This is a genomic window from Idiomarina sp. (genome assembly GCF_048260185.1).
Taxonomy (GTDB): domain Bacteria; phylum Pseudomonadota; class Gammaproteobacteria; order Enterobacterales; family Alteromonadaceae; genus Idiomarina.
This window is the reverse complement of the sequence record NZ_JBLXHB010000001.1, coordinates 15717-33814: the sequence shown is the minus strand read 5'-3', so window position 1 is coordinate 33814 and position 18098 is coordinate 15717. Positions and strand designations below refer to the sequence as shown.

Annotated in this window: 17 protein-coding genes and 1 other RNA gene; 9 read left to right on the top strand and 9 right to left on the bottom strand. The window is 47.4% G+C overall.

The window, feature by feature from the left end; all coding sequences use genetic code 11:
* The first annotated feature begins 342 nt into the window (after positions 1 to 342).
* Genes priC through ACN0RF_RS00150 form a run of 3 tightly spaced genes read left to right on the top strand, consistent with a single transcriptional unit; the run spans position 343 to position 2075 of the window.
* Positions 343 to 873, top strand: coding sequence for a primosomal replication protein PriC (priC, locus tag ACN0RF_RS00160; protein WP_417437623.1), 531 nt, complete (start codon positions 343 to 345; stop codon positions 871 to 873).
* Positions 860 to 1795: a histone deacetylase gene (locus ACN0RF_RS00155; RefSeq protein WP_417437622.1), complete on the top strand. Its 936-nt coding sequence runs from the start codon at positions 860 to 862 to the stop codon at positions 1793 to 1795. The genes priC and ACN0RF_RS00155 overlap by 14 nt, the downstream gene beginning before the upstream one ends.
* 4 nt (positions 1796 to 1799) lie before the next feature.
* On the top strand, positions 1800 to 2075 hold the full coding sequence (locus ACN0RF_RS00150; protein WP_011235094.1) for a late competence development ComFB family protein: 276 nt from the start codon (positions 1800 to 1802) through the stop codon (positions 2073 to 2075).
* A 17-nt stretch (positions 2076 to 2092) separates the two neighbouring features.
* Here ACN0RF_RS00150 and ffs read toward each other — a convergent pair.
* The 3 genes from ffs to ACN0RF_RS00135 form a co-directional block, all read right to left on the bottom strand.
* An RNA gene (ffs, locus tag ACN0RF_RS00145) (signal recognition particle sRNA small type) lies at positions 2093 to 2189 on the bottom strand.
* Between the two features lie 83 nt (positions 2190 to 2272).
* Positions 2273 to 3022, bottom strand: a complete 750-nt coding sequence (locus tag ACN0RF_RS00140) for an enoyl-CoA hydratase (protein WP_417437621.1) — start codon at positions 3020 to 3022, stop codon at positions 2273 to 2275.
* Between the two features lie 20 nt (positions 3023 to 3042).
* Positions 3043 to 4131 carry a ketoacyl-ACP synthase III gene (locus ACN0RF_RS00135; RefSeq protein ID WP_417437620.1) on the bottom strand — a complete coding sequence of 363 codons (1089 nt, stop codon included), beginning with the start codon at positions 4129 to 4131 and terminating at the stop codon, positions 3043 to 3045.
* A 129-nt stretch (positions 4132 to 4260) separates the two neighbouring features.
* Here ACN0RF_RS00135 and ACN0RF_RS00130 point away from each other — a divergent pair, with 129 nt between their 5' ends.
* Genes ACN0RF_RS00130 through ACN0RF_RS00115 form a run of 4 tightly spaced genes read left to right on the top strand, consistent with a single transcriptional unit; the run spans position 4261 to position 7646 of the window.
* Complete coding sequence (locus tag ACN0RF_RS00130; RefSeq protein WP_417437619.1) at positions 4261 to 4806, top strand: YajG family lipoprotein; 546 nt, start codon at positions 4261 to 4263, stop codon at positions 4804 to 4806.
* Between the two features lie 2 nt (positions 4807 to 4808).
* Positions 4809 to 5399 (top strand): peptidylprolyl isomerase, encoded by a 591-nt coding sequence (locus tag ACN0RF_RS00125; protein WP_417437618.1) that lies wholly within the window; start codon positions 4809 to 4811, stop codon positions 5397 to 5399.
* On the top strand, positions 5399 to 6742 hold the full coding sequence (locus ACN0RF_RS00120) for an AmpG family muropeptide MFS transporter (RefSeq protein WP_417437617.1): 1344 nt from the start codon (positions 5399 to 5401) through the stop codon (positions 6740 to 6742). The genes ACN0RF_RS00125 and ACN0RF_RS00120 overlap by 1 nt, the downstream gene beginning before the upstream one ends.
* Positions 6729 to 7646, top strand: coding sequence for a ketopantoate reductase family protein (locus ACN0RF_RS00115; protein ID WP_417437616.1), 918 nt, complete (start codon positions 6729 to 6731; stop codon positions 7644 to 7646). Before ACN0RF_RS00120 ends, ACN0RF_RS00115 begins: the two co-directional genes overlap by 14 nt.
* Here the strand turns inward: ACN0RF_RS00115 and ribBA are convergent.
* Genes ribBA through glyA form a run of 4 tightly spaced genes read right to left on the bottom strand, consistent with a single transcriptional unit; the run spans position 7643 to position 11637 of the window.
* Entirely contained in the window at positions 7643 to 8758 is a 1116-nt protein-coding gene (gene ribBA / locus ACN0RF_RS00110; protein ID WP_417437615.1) for a bifunctional 3,4-dihydroxy-2-butanone-4-phosphate synthase/GTP cyclohydrolase II, read from the bottom strand. The two genes, ACN0RF_RS00115 and ribBA, sit on opposite strands and share 4 nt — an antisense overlap.
* Before the next feature lie 13 nt (positions 8759 to 8771).
* Positions 8772 to 9899: a bifunctional diaminohydroxyphosphoribosylaminopyrimidine deaminase/5-amino-6-(5-phosphoribosylamino)uracil reductase RibD gene (gene ribD / locus ACN0RF_RS00105; RefSeq protein WP_417437614.1), complete on the bottom strand. Its 1128-nt coding sequence runs from the start codon at positions 9897 to 9899 to the stop codon at positions 8772 to 8774.
* Positions 9892 to 10341 carry a transcriptional regulator NrdR gene (nrdR, locus tag ACN0RF_RS00100; protein WP_011235103.1) on the bottom strand — a complete coding sequence of 150 codons (450 nt, stop codon included), beginning with the start codon at positions 10339 to 10341 and terminating at the stop codon, positions 9892 to 9894. The genes ribD and nrdR overlap by 8 nt, the downstream gene beginning before the upstream one ends.
* A gap of 39 nt (positions 10342 to 10380) precedes the next feature.
* The gene (gene glyA, locus ACN0RF_RS00095) at positions 10381 to 11637 is read right to left on the bottom strand and encodes a serine hydroxymethyltransferase (RefSeq protein WP_011235104.1); all 1257 of its coding nucleotides are present in this window, start codon (positions 11635 to 11637) and stop codon (positions 10381 to 10383) included.
* A gap of 159 nt (positions 11638 to 11796) precedes the next feature.
* Here glyA and ettA point away from each other — a divergent pair, with 159 nt between their 5' ends.
* Positions 11797 to 13461 carry an energy-dependent translational throttle protein EttA gene (ettA, locus tag ACN0RF_RS00090; protein ID WP_417437613.1) on the top strand — a complete coding sequence of 555 codons (1665 nt, stop codon included), beginning with the start codon at positions 11797 to 11799 and terminating at the stop codon, positions 13459 to 13461.
* 51 nt (positions 13462 to 13512) lie between these two features.
* Here ettA and radA read toward each other — a convergent pair whose 3' ends face one another.
* On the bottom strand, positions 13513 to 14877 hold the full coding sequence (gene radA, locus ACN0RF_RS00085; protein ID WP_417437612.1) for a DNA repair protein RadA: 1365 nt from the start codon (positions 14875 to 14877) through the stop codon (positions 13513 to 13515).
* 65 nt (positions 14878 to 14942) lie between these two features.
* Here radA and ACN0RF_RS00080 point away from each other — a divergent pair, with 65 nt between their 5' ends.
* Positions 14943 to 17447 carry a PilZ domain-containing protein gene (locus ACN0RF_RS00080; protein WP_417437611.1) on the top strand — a complete coding sequence of 835 codons (2505 nt, stop codon included), beginning with the start codon at positions 14943 to 14945 and terminating at the stop codon, positions 17445 to 17447.
* On the opposite strand, the gene serB is transcribed toward ACN0RF_RS00080, so the two are convergent.
* Complete coding sequence (gene serB, locus ACN0RF_RS00075) at positions 17421 to 18083, bottom strand: phosphoserine phosphatase SerB (RefSeq protein ID WP_417437610.1); 663 nt, start codon at positions 18081 to 18083, stop codon at positions 17421 to 17423. The two genes, ACN0RF_RS00080 and serB, sit on opposite strands and share 27 nt — an antisense overlap.
* Positions 18084 to 18098: the final 15 nt, after the last annotated feature.

The following is an 18098-nucleotide window of genomic DNA, read 5'->3' as shown; positions in this document are numbered from 1 at the left end:
CGAATACTCCCACGATGACTATACGCTGTCAACCAAGTAAACTGAGTCAACCGCGCTATAGCTGCCGCGTTATATCCAGTGCAGAACACGGATCTGGAGTCGCGTAATTTCCAGATGTTTTCTCGGACAACATCCTGTCGTCAACTCTTTTCATACCCTCAGTATCAGCACTTGTATACCTAACTTTGGATATTACTCCTACCTGAATAGTATCACTTTTTGATCGACGAACAACACTGACATTTCAATTTCAACGTTTTTTAAACAAATAATTTACCAGCCTATACGCAATGGTAGACCCAATTTCGTGACCTAAGTTTCAAAATCCTTTAGTATAGAGGGATGAGAGAGATATTAAATGTAACCTCAATACAACATATTGAACAGCTGCTCAACACTTTACAAGAGCGAGCTGAGGAAATTGATGGGGAAAACAGAAAGAAACATCGCCAACTTAGCGAAAATTGGTTTAGTTCCTCTTTGTTCAGTCAGAGTTCTAATCTGGCTGTCGATTACGTTGCGGAGACTCGCAACCTTTTCCGACAACTCCGGCAAAGCGACAATCAACAGGCTCAACGTTACCTCGCGGAAAAACTTAGCCTGCAGCTAGAAGCATTAAACACAGCTTTTCGAGCTAATAGACCACCTAAACAGCAGCAAGATCATCGCATTACTGCGCAAAACCAACTACAGCAGATGCATCAACAATTAGTGACTTATCGTGACTACGAAAGGCGACTGACAGAAAACCTGGATACGGCTGCTGCGGGTAATAACCCAACCGTGATTCAAAGCGCGCAGCAACGCCTTAACCGTTGCCAAATGGCCATTGATACTCTGGAGAAAAAGATTAGCCGTTATGAAGAAGGTTGACGTTCCTTTTATCTACTCACCTTTATACAGTGAATTAGATTTACCTCCCAGACACCGTTACCCAATAGAGAAGTATCGCCTACTAAAAAACTGGGCGGTTAAGCACGGAGCAACCAATAATCAATGGCATCAACCTGAGCCGCTTAGCTGGGAACAGGCAGCGCGAACGCACTGTCCCGGTTATTTGTCTCAGTTGCGGCAGAACAGCATGGATAAAAGCAGCTGGCGACGCATAGGCTTTCCCTGGTCAGAACAACTATTGTACCGCACCCGCACCTCCGCTGGAGGCACACTGTTGACGACAGAGCTGGCACTAACGAAGGGAATTGCCATACACTTTTCCGGCGGCTACCATCATGCTCACAAAGACTGGGGCAGCGGCTTTTGCTTACTCAACGATTTAGCAATAGCCTGCAATGAAATACTAGTTTGCCACCCAAAGCTAAAAATAGTGGTACTGGATACCGACGTTCATCAAGGCGACGGAACCGCCACGCTCTTCGAAAATGACGAGAGAGTTTTTACCTGCTCAATACACGGAGAGCGCAACTTTCCATTTTCCAAAGTGAGCTCTAATCTGGACATTCCTTTAGCTAAACATACCTCTGACAAAGAATACTTAGCTGCTCTTGAAAATACTCTCGAACACATCAACCAAGAAATCAAACCTGATCTTATTCTTTACGATGCCGGTGTCGACATTTATCAGCGGGACGAGTTAGGTCATCTGAATATTAGCCTGGCGGGTATTTTTCAAAGAGACCTTACTGTACTACGCTTTGCTAAACGACATCAGACTCCTCTAGCCGCTGTCATCGGCGGCGGGTATCAACGTAATTTACCACGTTTGGTCAGAGCCCATGCCCAACTACTAAGAGCCAGTTATTATGTCTATACTGAGAATGAGCTAACAGAAGGATAAAGGTATGAAGTTTGACGATGACATTCACAATTATTATGAGCGCTTAGTTGCAGACCGGATAGAAGAACTGGAACTGGAAAAGCAACACAGCCAGGAGTTTCTTGCTGATCTCAGTTGCCTGGTACTTAATCAGTTGCCGCCGCGGTATATTCGTCACGAAGTTGATATGGCTTTCTTTTTACCACCGTCAAAGCGGCTGGACATGGAAATGCAGGTACACAAAGCAATAGCGGAAGCGCTGGAGTTTTTAAAAGGAAGAAAACGTCCTGACGGAGATTAATAAAGATTGGGTGGCGACTCTACCAGCCACACCTCGGCACACACATCCCTGACTACGGCTGCTCCCTTCCGGGCCTGACCGGGTTCACCAGTTAGCGTTGCGAGGGGACCCGCAGAGTCACCATAAACGCTTTACTCAAAGCGGGCTGCATTATGAACCAGTTACCCAGCTGAAACAACCCACAGTTTATCTTTTGCTTACTTTTTCTGCAGCTTTGCAGCAATTGCCTGACGAGCTTCATCTGAGCTTAACGCTTTTGCAAAAAACGTCGCTTCACGACTGATGCGATCCGCTACTGATTCCGCCGGCTGCTTTAACAAATGCTTGGAAATTCGTAATGACTTGCTGGATTGCTTACGCAGTTTATCCAGAGTTTCGTCAACCACAACAGGCAAACGCTCAAGCGAAACCACATGATTAACAAACCCGGCCTGTTGAGCCGATTGAGCGTCAAAACTTTCGCCAAGCAATAACAGCTCTGCCGCTTTTTGGTAACCACAAATTTGCGGCAACAACAAACTTGAAGCGGCTTCAGGTAACAACCCAAGCTGAACAAATGGCAATGCAAATACCGCGTCGTCACTACTGTAAACAATATCGCAATGCAGTAGGAGCGTCGTGCCTATGCCTATTGCTAATCCATTAACCGCAGCAACTATAGGCACCTCAGCACGCGCCAACGTATGTAAAAACTGAAACGGGGGTGCCGATTCGTCTAAGTTTTCAATTGATAAGAAGTCATTTAAATCGTTACCGGCAGAAAAACTGTCGCCACTGGACTCAAAAAGCACAGCATGAATCGAGCTATCGTTGTCTGCCGCTTTCAACGCGTCATTACATGTTGTGTACATGTCCTGAGTGAAGGCATTCTTCTTTGCCGGTCGGTTCAGACGTATGCGAACAATACCGTTATCCTGCGAAACTTGTACGAGCTCTTCAGTATTCAAAATCTGTCTCCCATCAATTATTACTGACCGCGATTTTTCCAGGCCTTTTTAGTCGCTTCGTGCATTGGCACAATCAGTTCCAGCGCACTCTTATCGCCGGCCGGTAGTTCCATTTGATTAGGACGTTTTGGCGTGACTCGCTGACCCCATTTAATCAATCCGGCACCGCAAGTGAGTCCACCACCAAACACGGCTGACATAATGCTGTCGCCTGGTTTGATAATACCGTTGTCAGCGGCTTCAGCAAAAGCAATAGGCAATGTCGCTGAGGACGTATTCCCGTAATTCTGAATATTAATAACGGTTTTCTCGCTCGGCACTTTACACATTTTACCTAAGAAATCGATTAACCGTTTATTCGCCTGATGCGGAATAAGAGCATCGATATCGTCGGTAGTCATGCCGGTTTCCTGAAAAACTTTTTCAACAGCAGAGCTCATGCCCTTCACTGCCCGTTTAAATATTTCCTGACCAACAAAATCAAATTGCATGATGCCGTCAAAATTAAAGCGGTCAAAGCTTGAGCCAAAATTCAGGCTCAACACGTCGCGGGCATCGGCATCACAACTAATATGGCTGGCCAGCAAACCAACCTCTTCATCTGAGGCTTCAAGTACCATAGCACCCGCACCATCACCGAATAACACCGCACTTTCGCGTTTGGTCCAGTCCAGAACGCGGGTTAAGCGCTCAGCACCTATCAGCAAAACTTTTTTATGTGCGCCGGTTTTTATGCCTTGAGTTGCAACATGCATAGCGTATAAAAAGCTGCTGCAAGCTGCATTCAGGTCAAACGCTGCCGCACTTTTTGAGCCAATATTTTGCTGTACTTTAGAAGCGACGTTAGGAATAAGTTCATCTGCAGTACAAGTACCGACAATGATGAGATCCAATTCGCTGGGGTCTAAATCGGCAGCAGCCAGGGCATTGCGTGCAGCAACCGTCGCCAACTCGGATGTGCCGACATGGCTTACTCGACGTTCGGAGATGCCCGTTCGAGAAACAATCCACTCGTCCGAAGTTTCCAGGAAAGTGGCAAGATCATCATTGGTCATTACAGCCGGTGGCAGACATTTTCCCCAACCGGTAATTTCAGCAAATTTAGTCACGGCAAAACCTTTTACTTCTGTCGGCTAGTATCGTCATAATGGTAAGGTATTTTATGACAATACGGTTTCACCGTATGATAGCACGAATCGACGTCAGGTGAATGACCGCCAGAAAAAAGGATAACTCCAATGTTCCGAACAATATTAGCAGCAGGTTTTTTACTTATTCTCAGCGCCTGTCAGAGCCAGCCTGATCCATTAATTATCAGCTCTGACACTGTTACTGATAAACTCAGTGCTAAGGTTAATCAGCTAAAAGTCGACGACCGACGTTCCTACTCTTATCTGTACCGTCATAAAAAAGATGAAGATAAGGCCCAGTTTGCGCCCGCTCAAAGGCCTTTAACCGACATTATCGAAGAGGCTTTACAGCCTGTTACAGGAGCTTCAGACAACAACGGGCTTACCTGGCATGTCACCATTGAAAAGGCGCTGATTGACGCAACGCTTCATACAGTGAAATACGAACTGGAGCACAGTGTGACTATCCGCGTAGAGGCAACCAGAGGGAACCGTCGGTACAGTAACTTTTATTCGGGAACCTATAATTCGAGCGGTGGTCTGAAGCCTGCTCAGGCAACTATAGAACGTCAGTTTAATCAACTGTTGAACTCAGTACTCACGGAAATTGCCAATGACCCTAAGCTGCGTATACGTGAACAAGAGGATTTTTAGCCATGACATTCCTTAAATACTTTATTGGCATTACCGCGGCCTTTTTTATCAGCGTCGGGCACGCTGAGATTCAGCCGGACAACCCATTCCCCCGGGTTAAATTAGTCACCTCTATGGGTGACATTACGGTTGAACTTAACCGCGATGCCGCGCCGTTAACCGTTAAAAACTTTTTCCGCTACGTGAAAAAAGCACAATACAACGGCACCATATTTCATCGTCTGGTGCCGGACTTTGTCATTCAGGGCGGAGGTTACGACGAAGACTTTCAGGACAAGCCTTCTTACGAGAAAGTTGTAAATGAATCTGGTAACGGTTTAAAGAACGAATATGGCACTGTTGCCATGGCTCGTGAGCGCGGTCCTCATTCTGCTACCCGCCAGTTTTTCTTTAATTTAAATGACAATAGCTCTTTAGACCCCGACGATGGTGACTGGGGATATACTGTTTTTGGTCGCATTGTGGATGGCTTAGATGTACTGGAAGCTATGGCGGAACTAGAGTCTCAGGCTTACAGCGATGAAATTGGCTGGGCCGATGTACCTGTCGAACCACCTATTTTAAAACGCATAGAGGTTGTTCCTCAAAACTAATGGCTTTAACCAAACCAACTTTTTGGCAAGACCTTAAAGTCTACAAACAGCCCCGTGTTTTAGTTATTTTTGTTCTGGGTCTTGCCAGCGGTTTTCCGTGGGTGATGATTGGCTCAGCGCTGTCCGCCTGGTTGCAGGAGGTCGGGCTTACCCGCTCGGTAATTGGGTACTTCGGCGCGGTTTTTGGCGCCTACTCCATAAATTTTTTATGGGCGCCTCTTATCGATAACTTCAAGCTACCGCTGCTCACGCGCTGGCTGGGTCAACGAAGAAGCTGGATCTTTCTCTGCCAGATGCTCATTGCCGGAGGCTGTTTCGCATTGGCCAGCCTCGATATCACCAGCAACCTGCATCTGGCCGGAATAATTGCGCTGGGCATTGCAATAAGTTCTGCAACTCAGGATATTGCCATTGACGCCTACCGAATCGAGTCTTTTGCAGAAACCGAAGGCCGCCTGCAAAGCGCCGGCGCAGCAATGACAACCGCAGGGTGGTGGACAGGTTACAGTGGCTTAGGTGCCCTGCCGTTCTTTTTTGTCGATGGCGTAAACTGGCAATGGCAACACGCTTATTTCGGTTTGGGTTGCATCATGTTAGTCCTTGCCGCCGTCGTACTTTTTGTGCGCCGTACCACTTATCATCAGGATCCAACCATAAAGACAAAGCTGACCCACTTTTGGCCGGCAATGAAAGAAAGAGTCAATCTTGTGGTTATTCAGCCTATTGGTGAATTTTTTTCCCGCAACGGCGTTAAGCTTGCGTTTTCAATTCTGGCCTTTATCTTTTTGTTTAAAATTGGTGAAGCTTTTCTGGGTCGAATGTCGATTGTTTTCTATAAAGAAGTTGGTTTTACTAATGCCGAAATCGGCACCTATTCAAAATTAGTTACCTGGTGGGTAACGATTGTTTTTGCGCTATTGGGCAGTGCTGTCAACTTGCGGTTGGGCATAATTAAAGGCCTGCTCATAGGCGGCGTAGCCATGGCCTCCTCTAATCTGATGTTCTCGTGGATTGCTCTGGTAGGCCCGGATACGAACCTCTTTCTAAGCGCGGTTTTAATTGATGGCTTCACCAGTGCCTGGTCAACTGTCGCCTTCGTTGCATTTATCAGTTTACTTTGTAACCGAACCTTTACTGCGACCCAGTATGCGTTAATGGCATCATTGGGGGCTTTAGGAAAAACCGTATTGTCGTCCTCCAGCGGAAAAATTGTCGATTATATGGATGGTAACTGGGCACTGTTCTTTGTGGTAACCGCTTTAATGGTCATTCCCAGTCTTATCTTCCTCTGGGTAATTCGTAAACCCATAGCCGAGCTGGAGCGAAAACGTGACGAAGGCTAACCTGAACTGGGTAATTCTTGGCCCCGGAGCCATCGGAGGGCTTATTGGCGGCGCTCTGCTGGAACACGGCCAGTCTGTGTCGGTACTACCGCGAAAGAGCGGGCCGAGAGAAATAAACTGGCAAGTCACACACAAGCAATTTAAGGCTGACTGCAGTGCTCCGGTTATTGCACAACCTCTTCCCGTGAATGCAGTGTTCGTTGTTGCGGTTAAGGCCTTTGATGTGGTTCAGGCCTTGCGCCGCATAACAACATTGCATGGCTTTAATAAAACCATGCCCATAATAATAAGCCACAACGGTATGGTGAAACTTCCGGAGCCGGTAAAAGAACTTAATTTACACCCATTGGTGACAACTCATGGAGCAGTGATAAGCCGAAATGAGAATGGCAAGCTTTGTATAGAACATCGCGGGGCAGGCCGAAGCTGGCTGGAAGTTGGCCCTGCAGTCCGGAATCAGCCGACGGACTTTGACCCAGGCTTGGTGCTGCAACAGGCTTTTCCTCCGCTTACTCTGGAACAAGGTCTCAGTCAGAGGCGCTGGTTAAAATTCATTATTAATTGCGTTATTAATCCGCTGACCGCAGTTCATCAGTGCGCAAATGGCGAATTACTGAAAGAAAACTGGCAGACACAAGTATACAGCCTTGTGGCAGAAGCCGTTGCTGTAGCCAAAAGTCAAAACGTGTCGCTGACAACTGAGGAATGCTATAAGGAGGTACTTTTTGTAGCAAAGGAAACAGCCTTAAACCACTCTTCAATGCTGCAGGATATTCAACAACAACGGCGTACCGAGATACAGCAGTTAACCGGTTATTTAATTAACGCTGGTAAGACGGCGGGTTTTGCCACACCGACTCACCAGCAACTACTTGATGAATTCCAACGAAGTTACGGCGGTTAGTCTTTATCTTCAATAAAGTCGACCACTTCCAGGCCAAAGCCCGACAGTGCAGAGTAACGTTTTGGCGAGCTCATTAAGTGCATTTTATGAATGTTCAGGTCTGCCAGGATCTGTGAGCCTAAACCGACATTCCGGGACGCATTTGACGCCGACGTTGTTGGCTTGTGTTCACCTTTGTCCTGAGCTTCAAACTCACATACCTGAGCGATGATGCTTTCCGGCGTCTGCTGACGACCAATAATAACCAGCACACCATCGTGTTCAGCAATATAGGACATAGCTTTCTGAATTGGCCAACTGCGTTTTGCTGCACGCTCGGTTAAAAAGGTATCGTGGAAGGTGTCCTGCAAATGAACTCGTACGTTAGTCACTTTATCTTGCGAGAGGTCACCATGAACAAGAGCATAATGTACCTGTTCATCAATAGTGTCCTGATAAGTGATTAACCGGAATTTGCCAAATGCCGTAGGCAAATTACATTCAGCTACCCGTTCTATGGTTTTTTCCTGTATCGAGCGATATTCGATTAAATCGGCAATGGTGCCGACTTTTATACCATGCTCTTCAGAAAAAGCTTCAAGATCAGCGCGGCGCGCCATGGTGCCATCTTCGTTCAGTACTTCCACTATAACGGAGGCTGGTTCAAAACCAGCTAAACGCGCAAGATCACAACCCGCCTCAGTATGGCCTGCACGGTTCAATACCCCACCCGACTTCGCTTTTAACGGGAAAATATGTCCAGGCATGACTAAATCTTCGGGCTTGGCGTCTTTTTTCACAGCATCCAGCACGGTTTTCGCTCTGTCCGCCGCGGAAATACCTGTGGTTACACCCTCAGCAGCCTCAATCGAAACAGTAAAACTTGTTGCGTATGGTGCGTTGTTCTTATCCACCATTAACGGTAAGTTCAGTTGCTCGCAGCGTTCTTCAGTCAGCGTTAAGCAAATTAGTCCACGACCGTAACGCGCCATAAAGTTGATGGTTTCCGGCGTCACACACTCGGCTGCAATAATGATATCGCCTTCGTTTTCGCGGTCTTCGTCATCCATAAGGATAACCATTTTACCCTGACGAATATCTTCGATAATCTCTTCTGTGCTATGCAGTGACATAACGCTTTACCCTTTAATCTTGTGTATGAGGTACTGCTACCAAGCGTTGATCAGGGCCTACCTGCCGACGATCAATAATTTTAAATCTTGGTGCTGAAGCTAAATTCAACGGCTCGTTCATGTCGATAACCGAACGTCCGTGATGACCCAATAACTGACCCGAACTGTAAATCATCAATCTGTCGCATAATTGCTGCTGAATAAGAGCGCCCGCCAAATTTGCCCCACACTCAGTCCATAGCTGGTTAATTTCGCGGTTAGCCAATTCAACCATAAGTGCCGGCAGACTCACTTTACCGTTAGGGTCTGCGGCTATAATTAATTCATGACAATGCGGGTGGCGACTGGGTTTACCGGGAGTTGTGCGCACTAACCAAACCGGCGCCGGAGAGTCAAAAACTCTGGCCTCATCATTCACCCGGTGCTGACTGTCAATAATAATACGTACCGGCTGTTTTAATGGCTCAGGCAGTGCCCTTGATTTTGGCCACTGGTCAACACGCACCGTCAATTTAGGATCGTCAGCCAGAATCGTTGCGGCACCACTCAGTATGGCATCGCCCTGTGCCCGAAAAAACTGCACATCACTGCGGGCAGCAGAGGACGTTATCCATTGACTGCGGCCATCTGACAACGCCGTTTTTGCATCCAGTGAGGTTGCCATTTTTAGGGTTACCCATGGACGTTGTCGTGTCATTCGGGAAATAAACCCCGGATTCAGACTCTCCGCAGCCAATTGCAGTACACCGACGTCCACAGAAATACCCGCAGCTTTCAGACGCTGAATACCATTACCGCTGACCCTAGGGTTTGGATCCTGCATGGCAACCACAACACGTTTTACTCCGGCCTCAATTAACGCATCGCAACAAGGCGGTGTACGACCAATATGACTGCATGGCTCCAACGTGACATAAGCCGTTGCGCCCCTGACTTTTTGTCCTGCCGCGCGCAAAGCATGTACTTCAGCGTGAGGTTCGCCAGCCTGATGATGCCAGCCTTCACCAACAACTTCAGTCCCGAGAGTAATGACACAGCCAACCGCAGGGTTCGGCCTGGTCGTCATCAGTCCGCGCCGCGCCAGCATTAACGCACGGTGCATCATTTGATGGTCAAAGTACTGCGGGTTTAATTCAGTCATTAAGGCGCGCTATTTCTTCACCAAATTCGCGAATGTCCTCAAACGAGCGATAAACAGAAGCAAAACGAACGTAAGCAACCTTGTCTATCTGCTTGAGGTTTTCCATGACCAGACTGCCGACGAAATTACTGCTTATTTCGCGCTCGCCGGTCGCCCGGATGCTGGATTTTATTTTGTTAATGGCCTGTTCCATCAACTCAAGACTCACAGGTCGCTTTTCCAGTGCTCTCAGCAGTCCATTTCGGAGTTTATCTTCGTTAAATGGTTCGCGGGAACCATCAGTTTTGATAACCCGGGGCATGACCAGCTCAGCTGTCTCAAAGGTTGTAAAGCGCTCCTTGCAATGATTACATTCACGCCGGCGACGAACTGAGGCTCCATCCGCAACCAATCGCGAATCGATAACCTTAGTATCCTGTGTGCCGCAAAATGGACAATGCATTGCCTGACTCCTTTATGTGCGCTTTACAACTGTTCGCAATTAACCGTAAACCGGAAACTTAGCGCATAGCGCTTTTACCTGCTCGCGAACTTGATTAATTTTACTTTCGTCAGCAATGTCATCCAGCACATCGCAAATCCAGTTGGCGACCTGCTCAGCTTCCGCTTCTTTAAAGCCGCGGCGAGTAATTGCCGGCGTGCCTAAACGCAAACCTGAAGTGACAAAAGGTGAACGCGGGTCATTAGGAACCGCATTTTTGTTAACAGTAATGAACGCGTTACCTAAAGCCGCATCAGCATCTTTACCAGTAATATCTTTGTCAATTAAATCCACCAGGAACAAGTGGTTCTGAGTGCCGTTCGACACGATTTTGTAACCGCGCGCCTGCATGGTTTTTACCATGGCATTGGCGTTCACTAATACTTGCTTTTGGTAGTCTTTAAACTCTGGCTGCAACGCCTCCTGAAAAGCCACCGCTTTACCAGCGATAACGTGACAAAGTGGCCCACCCTGATTGCCAGGGAATACCGCACTGTTTAACTTCTTGTGTAACTTTTCATCGTCACTGCCGGAAATAATCAGGCCGCCGCGAGGGCCCGCCAGAGTCTTGTGCGTAGTGGTCGTGACAACATGAGCATAAGGTACCGGGTTAGGATAGACGCCAGCGGCAACCAGACCCGCTACGTGCGCCATATCAACCATTAAATAAGCATCAACTTTATCGGCAATTTCACGGAATTTTGCCCAGTCAACAATGCCTGAATAAGCCGAGAAACCAGCGACGATAACTTTCGGTTTGTGTTCCTGCGCCAGCTTTTCAACTTCAGCGTAGTCAATTTCACCGGTGGATTCGTCCAGACCGTATGAAACTGCATTGTATAGTTTGCCTGAAAAGTTCACACCAGAGCCATGTGTTAAGTGGCCGCCGTGAGCCAGGCTCATACCAAGGAAGGTATCGCCTGCTTCCATCATAGCCATAAAGGCAGCGGTATTAGCTTGAGAGCCGGAATGCGGTTGTACGTTTGCGTACTTGGCGCCGAACAATTCTTTTGCGCGCTCAATAGCTAAGTCCTCGACTTTATCGACGAACTCACAGCCGCCGTAGTAACGCTTGTGCGGATAGCCTTCTGCGTACTTGTTGGTCAGTTGTGACCCCTGAGCCTGCATTACCCGCGGACTGGTGTAGTTTTCCGATGCAATCAGCTCAATGTGTTGTTCCTGACGTTCAACTTCATCCTGCATCGCCTGCCATAAGTCCGCGTCAAAGTCGGCAATGTTCATCTCAGATTTCAGCATTACAGCTCTCCAAATCATTAAATGGTCTTAATTTGCCCGCTATTTTACCTTAAAACACAAATGAGTGCCTAGTTCAGCACAACAAAGTTTGGGGATGTCCGTAAATCACAGTAAACTATGCAGTAACTTTTTTGTTGATAAGAAGGATTTTACGTCGCTATGGCGCAATATATCTATTCAATGTCGCGGGTGAGCAAAGTTGTTCCACCCAAGAAAACTATCTTAAAAGACATTTCTCTCTCGTTTTACCCCGGCGCTAAGATTGGTGTTTTAGGCGTTAACGGTGCCGGTAAGTCAACCTTACTGCGAATTATGGCGGGTGTTGATAATGAATACGAAGGCGAAGCTCGTCCTTTAGCTGGCATCCAAATTGGTTACCTGCCTCAGGAACCTCAGTTGGATGAAGATAAAACGGTGAAAGAAACCGTTGAAGAGGCTGTGGCCGACGTAAAAGAGGCTTTCGCTAAACTTGACGAAATTTATGCCGCTTATGCCGACGAAAATGCGGACTTTGACGCCTTAGCAAAAGAGCAAGGTGAGCTTGAAGCCTTGTTGCAGGCAAAAGACGGGCATAATATCGACAACATTCTTGAACGTGCGGCAGACGCGCTGCGCCTGCCAGAGTGGGATGCAAAAATCGGTAACTTGTCAGGTGGTGAAAGACGCCGTGTGGCCATTTGCCGCCTGTTGCTGTCGAAGCCTGACATGCTGTTACTAGATGAGCCGACCAACCACCTGGATGCAGAATCGGTGGCCTGGCTTGAACGCTTCCTGCACGACTACAATGGTACTGTGGTTGCGATTACCCACGACCGCTATTTCCTTGATAACGTTGCGGGCTGGATCCTTGAACTGGACCGTGGTTACGGCATTCCGTGGGAAGGCAACTACTCCTCCTGGCTGGAGCAAAAAGAAAAGCGCCTGGAGCAGGAAGAGCGTTCTGAAAAAGCACGCCAGCGTACTATTAAGCAAGAGCTGGAATGGGTACGTACTAACCCGAAAGGCCGCCAGGCGAAAAGCAAAGCACGTCTTAACCGCTTTGAAGAACTACAAAGTGGCGATTACCAAAAACGTAACGAAACCAACGAACTGTTTATTCCACCAGGCCCTCGCTTAGGCGATAAAGTTATTGAGGTTAACGCTATAAGCAAGGCTTACGGCAAGCGCCAGCTCATTGATAACTTAAGCTTTAGCGTCCCCAAAGGCGCTATCGTTGGTATTATCGGTCCAAACGGTGCGGGTAAATCCACTTTATTCCGCATGATTAGCGGGCAGGAACAACCTGACAGTGGTTCAGTTGAATTGGGCGAAACCGTGCAGTTAGCCAGTGTTGATCAGTTCCGTGACAACATGGATGACAGCAAAACCGTCTTTGAAGAAATTACTGACGGCAACGACATTCTGAAAATTGGTAACTTTGAAGTTAACGGCCGGGCTTATGTTGGTCGCTTTAACTTCCGTGGTACCGACCAGCAAAAACGTATTGGCGAGCTGTCTGGTGGTGAGCGTAACCGTGTGCATTTAGCCAAGCTGCTAAAAGCCGGCGGCAACACCTTGTTACTCGATGAGCCCACCAACGATTTAGACGTGGAAACCCTGCGGGCACTGGAAGAAGCGATTCTGGAATTCCCGGGCTCTGTGATGGTTATTTCGCACGACCGTTGGTTCCTTGACCGTATTGCTACTCACATTCTGGACTACCGCGACGAAGGTGAAGTGGTATTCTACGAAGGTAACTACAGCGATTACGAAGCTTATATGAAAGAAAAATTCGGTGAACAGGCTATGGAGCCGCACCGCATTAAATACAAACCTATTGGTTAATAAGCTGAATAGCAAAGGGGAGCTTTATCGCTCCCCTTTTTTATTTCCGAATTACATGACATCCAGCGCTTGCTGAAGATTTTTCACCCCAATAACTTCCATACCCTTGGGCGAGGTTTTGGGCTTATTACCAATAGGTACAATAGCTTTTTTAAAACCATGCTTAGCCGCTTCGTTTAAACGCTCCAGACCATTAGGTACCGGGCGTATTTCGCCGGCTAACCCGACTTCGCCAAACACGATTAACTCACGTGCCAGGGGTTCGCCTTTGAAACTCGACACTATAGCTAATAATAAAGCTAAATCCGCAGAGGTTTCAGATACCTTCACTCCGCCAACGACGTTCACAAAAACGTCCTGATCCGATACCTGTAAGCCGCCATGCCGGTGCAGAACGGCCAACAACAGTGCAAGACGCGTAGCTTCAAGTCCTACCGCAACCCGCCGAGGATTCGCAAGAGCCGAGTAATCTACCAATGCCTGAATCTCGACCAACAAAGGTCGGGTACCTTCCCAGATCACCATCACCACAGAGCCATTGCCTTGATCTTCCGCGCGTTGCAGGAATATCGCCGATGGATTCGAGACCTCTTTCAGTCCACCACCTGTCATCGCAAATACTCCGAGTTCATTTACCGCACCAAACCGGTTCTTGGTGCCACGCAGAGTGCGATAACGGGAATCTGATGAGCCATCCAGAAGTACAGAGCAGTCAATGCAATGTTCCAGCACTTTTGGCCCGGCCAGATGTCCTTCTTTGGTCACGTGTCCGACCATAATAATGGCGACATTTTTTTGTTTGGCGTAACGCGTTAAAAACGCGGCTGATTCGCGCACCTGAGATACGCTGCCCGGTGCCGACTGAATATCCGCCATATGCATCACCTGAATGGAATCAATGACCATAATGGCAGGTTTTTCTTTATCAGCCAGCTGGCAAATGCTTTCCACTGAGGTTTCGGACAACATTCGCAGTTTATTCGTCGGCAGGTTAAGCCGCTGAGCCCGCATTGCCACCTGCTGCAGAGATTCCTCGCCGGTAACGTATAATGCAGGCATGCGTTCTGCCAGTTTGCATAAGGCCTGCAGTAATAACGTACTTTTTCCCGCGCCCGGTGAACCGCCGATGAGTATGGCCGATCCGGGCACAACGCCGCCGCCCAAAACGCGGTCAAACTCCTGAAAGCCCGAGCTAAAACGCGGAACTTCCTGTAAGTCCACCTCGTTCAGGGTTTGCACCCGGCCTTCGGTAATACCGCTGAAGCCCCGCCGTTCAGATGAAGTAGGAGTTGTTTTTGATGTTAAACGAATTTCAGTTAGCGTGTTCCAGGCCTTACATTCCGGGCATTGCCCAAGCCAGCGCGGGAAGTCGGCGCCACAGTCATTACACACATACGCACTTTTTGCTTTTGCCATTCGTCTGCTTCTCGTTTTATGATGAGGTATTATTCAAGAATAACTATAAAAAATATTAGACTTTGATGCCGAACCTTTATTTTGACCAACTTATCGATCAGTTAAAACCCGTCGTTTACGATACTGACTTTGACACCTTATTTCAGTCGTTAACTGAAAACGAAGATGGTCCCACAAAGTTCAAGCTTAAAATGGAGCTTAGACGTTTAGCTGCTCCCTGTCATCGCACTGTTGATTTGCGTAATCAGGTCGATGGCGAGTGCCGTCCTTACGAATACAATGGGCGCAGGCATCAGCTTGACGATGTTGCTATTGAAATTTTTGAGCAGGGTCTGGAAACCTATAAAGGCGTTTTCACCCAGGATACTTTTGAACAAATACTGGATGCAGACAATCATTTACGCCAGGCTCGCGAAGAAGAAAGAGCCTTCGCACAAAGTTTAGCGAACCACAACGCCGAGCCCTTAAGTGGCCAGTCACCATTTTTAAACAACGACAACGAGGCTGAATCTTACCTTTTAGAGACATTCCACTTTGGCCAGTACCCTTACCGCGCCGAAGAACGAATGAATTTTACCATCGAAGTCGGGCTGGAAGACAGTAAAGGAAAAAATTATCAGGCGGTAACAGCTGATATTTCCATTACCGGGATGCGCGTGCGCGTTAACGACGAACATAATCTGCAATACGGCGATTCACTGTCGCTTTATTTTACCGGGTTGGCGAAAGAGTTCACGGTAAACCCCGAAACACGAATTCCCTATCGCGTTGTCGGAGTTCAGGAAGTAGACGGTAAACATTACTTAAGCTTGAATCGAGATCCGGACTATCAGTCAGCCGAACTGGATAAGTTTTTTCATCGATTCATTAATGGTTATAAAAAACGCTACCGCGTTAATATTGATAATACTTACAACACCATACTCAATAAAGGACACGAGCAATTCCTGTTGCCCAGGATGCAGCAGTTGCCGGTGTTCTTTTCTGAGGCAAACAAACAACTGGTAGCCGATTACGTATTAACCACCGACAACAACCGCTTTATTTTAAGTAACTGGATTAATGAACTGAATCAAATCAGTTTCGGTTCTATTTTTAATCTGCGCCGCAGCCGCTGGTTACTGCACGACTTAGCTCAAAAGGAGCAAACTCGGTTGCTGGTAATGACCTTTTCTATTACCGCCCGCGGAAAAATTTACAACTACTCTGCCACCGCAGAAGAGCTGCAAAAAACCGGTTTATGGGACACCTATATTGCCTTTGGCAGTAAAAAAGCGTCCTGGCGAGTTTATCAAATTGATTTACGTCGGGTAGATTTGAATCAGGCATGGCAACCCCAGAGCGTACCGAAGAACATTAATGTTCCGTTTCGCATCAACCCGCCTACAGCACAAGTTAAACGAGCGATAGCACCCTTACGATATATGGGAGTGGTCAACGATATAACGGATAGTTTGCAGGGCTTTTTCAATACCGGTATTGAAAAAGAGCAGTTATCATCATTAAAAGCTTTCGCGCACCCACCGTCCACACCTATTCGTACTAAAGAAGCACGCCTTGAGTTTATTAACTTACGCAGTGAGAAACGCTTCAGCTACCGCAGTCGTTGCCGGGTTAAAGTTGGCAAGCTGGTTCGTGACGGCATGATCATTGACCTCTCCGTCAGCGGTCTGCAAGTACAAATTGATACACCTTTACCGGCAGAAAAAGGTGACAACGTCGACATTTCGCTGACCGGCTTTAAGAAGCTCTACAAAAAAGCCAAGTTAGACCATTTAGCTTACACCATAGCTTCTGTTGACGATGCCCGCACCACCTTGCGTTTGAAAATTGAAGGTGACAATGAACAACACATGGGCTCGGAGTTCATACGCTTTTTAATTCGTGAACAGCGTGACCTTCTTAAGCTGCAAGTGGAAAACACCTCAATAAATGGGCTGGAACTATGTCTGCGCAATTTGTACTGTAACGCTCCGGGCTCATTACCGGTATTTCTGTACAGAAATAAAAAACGTAAAACTTCTGTGCGCAGGGCCGGTCTCTCTAACTGGCCATCCGGATGGGCTAAATTATTAGCTAAATTTCCCGGCAGTCAGCCAAGTGCTATTAATTTACAACCGCTGCTGCGAGGCTCTTCGTTAACAGAAGAACTTCTCCCCAGGTTAAATGAGATGGATCGTACATCGGAACCTTTCACTTTATTGCTGTTACTGCGGTTATATCGTCAAAATGGTGAGGACATAGTTCAGACCCAATGGCTGGAGGGTAATGACAACCAGGCTATTGAATCTTTTATTGAGCAAAGCATACCCAATTCTATCTTTCGGGCTGTCACTGTGACTCTTTCCAGAACAGGACGCCCTGATACTCAGTTTATTCAGGCCGAACTGAATTACATTAGCCGCTATGCCGCTTACCGAGCACAGGAAATAGAAGAAGACTTGTGGCAGGTATACGCCATTGCAGACACGGTTGATGTGACCGAAAGCTTACTGGAGTTTGCCTTATCGGGCACCGACGCCATTAAGGAACAACAGGAGCGCTTAAATAACTGGCTCAATAAGTTCTGACTGTTTAAGGTAGCCTAGTATCTCGAGTAAGTTATTGGAATTGACAGAATAATCCGCAATAGCCTGCAATGCCGGTTTTGCATTAAAAGCAATACCAACAGCAGCGGCTTTAAGCATTAAGGCGTCGTTGGCGCCGTCTCCTACCGCAACGGTTCGGTCAGACGGAATATTCCAGTGCCCGGCCAGTTGCTGAAGCTGTTCAGCTTTAACTTTAGCGTCAACAATGTCACCTAATACCTTCCCGGTCAGACAGCCATCGGCTACTTCCAACTGGTTAGCGATAGCCGCATCCAGATTCAGAGCCGCCTGAACCCGGTTTGCAAACCAGGTGAAACCACCGGAAACCAGTGCAGTTTTCCAGCCCGCGGCTTGCAGCGCCTGAATAAGTTCTTTAGCGCCGGGGTTAAATGGAATAGGTGAAAATAAACTTTCCAGATCAGACTCTTTAATGCCCTCAAGGCAGGCCACACGCTGGATTAAGCTCTCTGCGAAATCAATTTCGCCCCTCATAGCCGCTTCCGTTATGGCCGAGACTTTAGTATAACGGTTGTTTAATCGTGCAATTTCGTCAATACACTCAATATGAATTAAGGTAGAATCCATGTCGAAAACAATTAAACCAGAACTGTGTTTCATTTAACGGGAAACTCC

What these genes read in the sequence shown, in the direction of transcription:
- ACN0RF_RS00130 (WP_417437619.1), top strand. Translation starts at nt 4,261, where the DNA reads ATGTTCCGAACAATATTAGCAGCAGGTTTTTTACTTATTCTCAGCGCC.
- ribBA (WP_417437615.1), bottom strand. Translation starts at nt 8,758, where the DNA reads ATGTCACTGCATAGCACAGAAGAGATTATCGAAGATATTCGTCAGGGT.
- ettA (WP_417437613.1), top strand. Translation starts at nt 11,797, where the DNA reads ATGGCGCAATATATCTATTCAATGTCGCGGGTGAGCAAAGTTGTTCCA.
- radA (WP_417437612.1), bottom strand. Translation starts at nt 14,877, where the DNA reads ATGGCAAAAGCAAAAAGTGCGTATGTGTGTAATGACTGTGGCGCCGAC.
- nrdR (WP_011235103.1), bottom strand. Translation starts at nt 10,341, where the DNA reads ATGCATTGTCCATTTTGCGGCACACAGGATACTAAGGTTATCGATTCG.
- ribD (WP_417437614.1), bottom strand. Translation starts at nt 9,899, where the DNA reads ATGACTGAATTAAACCCGCAGTACTTTGACCATCAAATGATGCACCGT.
- ACN0RF_RS00125 (WP_417437618.1), top strand. Translation starts at nt 4,809, where the DNA reads ATGACATTCCTTAAATACTTTATTGGCATTACCGCGGCCTTTTTTATC.
- ACN0RF_RS00080 (WP_417437611.1), top strand. Translation starts at nt 14,943, where the DNA reads ATGCCGAACCTTTATTTTGACCAACTTATCGATCAGTTAAAACCCGTC.
- ACN0RF_RS00155 (WP_417437622.1), top strand. Translation starts at nt 860, where the DNA reads ATGAAGAAGGTTGACGTTCCTTTTATCTACTCACCTTTATACAGTGAA.
- ACN0RF_RS00150 (WP_011235094.1), top strand. Translation starts at nt 1,800, where the DNA reads ATGAAGTTTGACGATGACATTCACAATTATTATGAGCGCTTAGTTGCA.
- glyA (WP_011235104.1), bottom strand. Translation starts at nt 11,637, where the DNA reads ATGCTGAAATCTGAGATGAACATTGCCGACTTTGACGCGGACTTATGG.
- serB (WP_417437610.1), bottom strand. Translation starts at nt 18,083, where the DNA reads ATGAAACACAGTTCTGGTTTAATTGTTTTCGACATGGATTCTACCTTA.
- priC (WP_417437623.1), top strand. Translation starts at nt 343, where the DNA reads ATGAGAGAGATATTAAATGTAACCTCAATACAACATATTGAACAGCTG.
- ACN0RF_RS00120 (WP_417437617.1), top strand. Translation starts at nt 5,399, where the DNA reads ATGGCTTTAACCAAACCAACTTTTTGGCAAGACCTTAAAGTCTACAAA.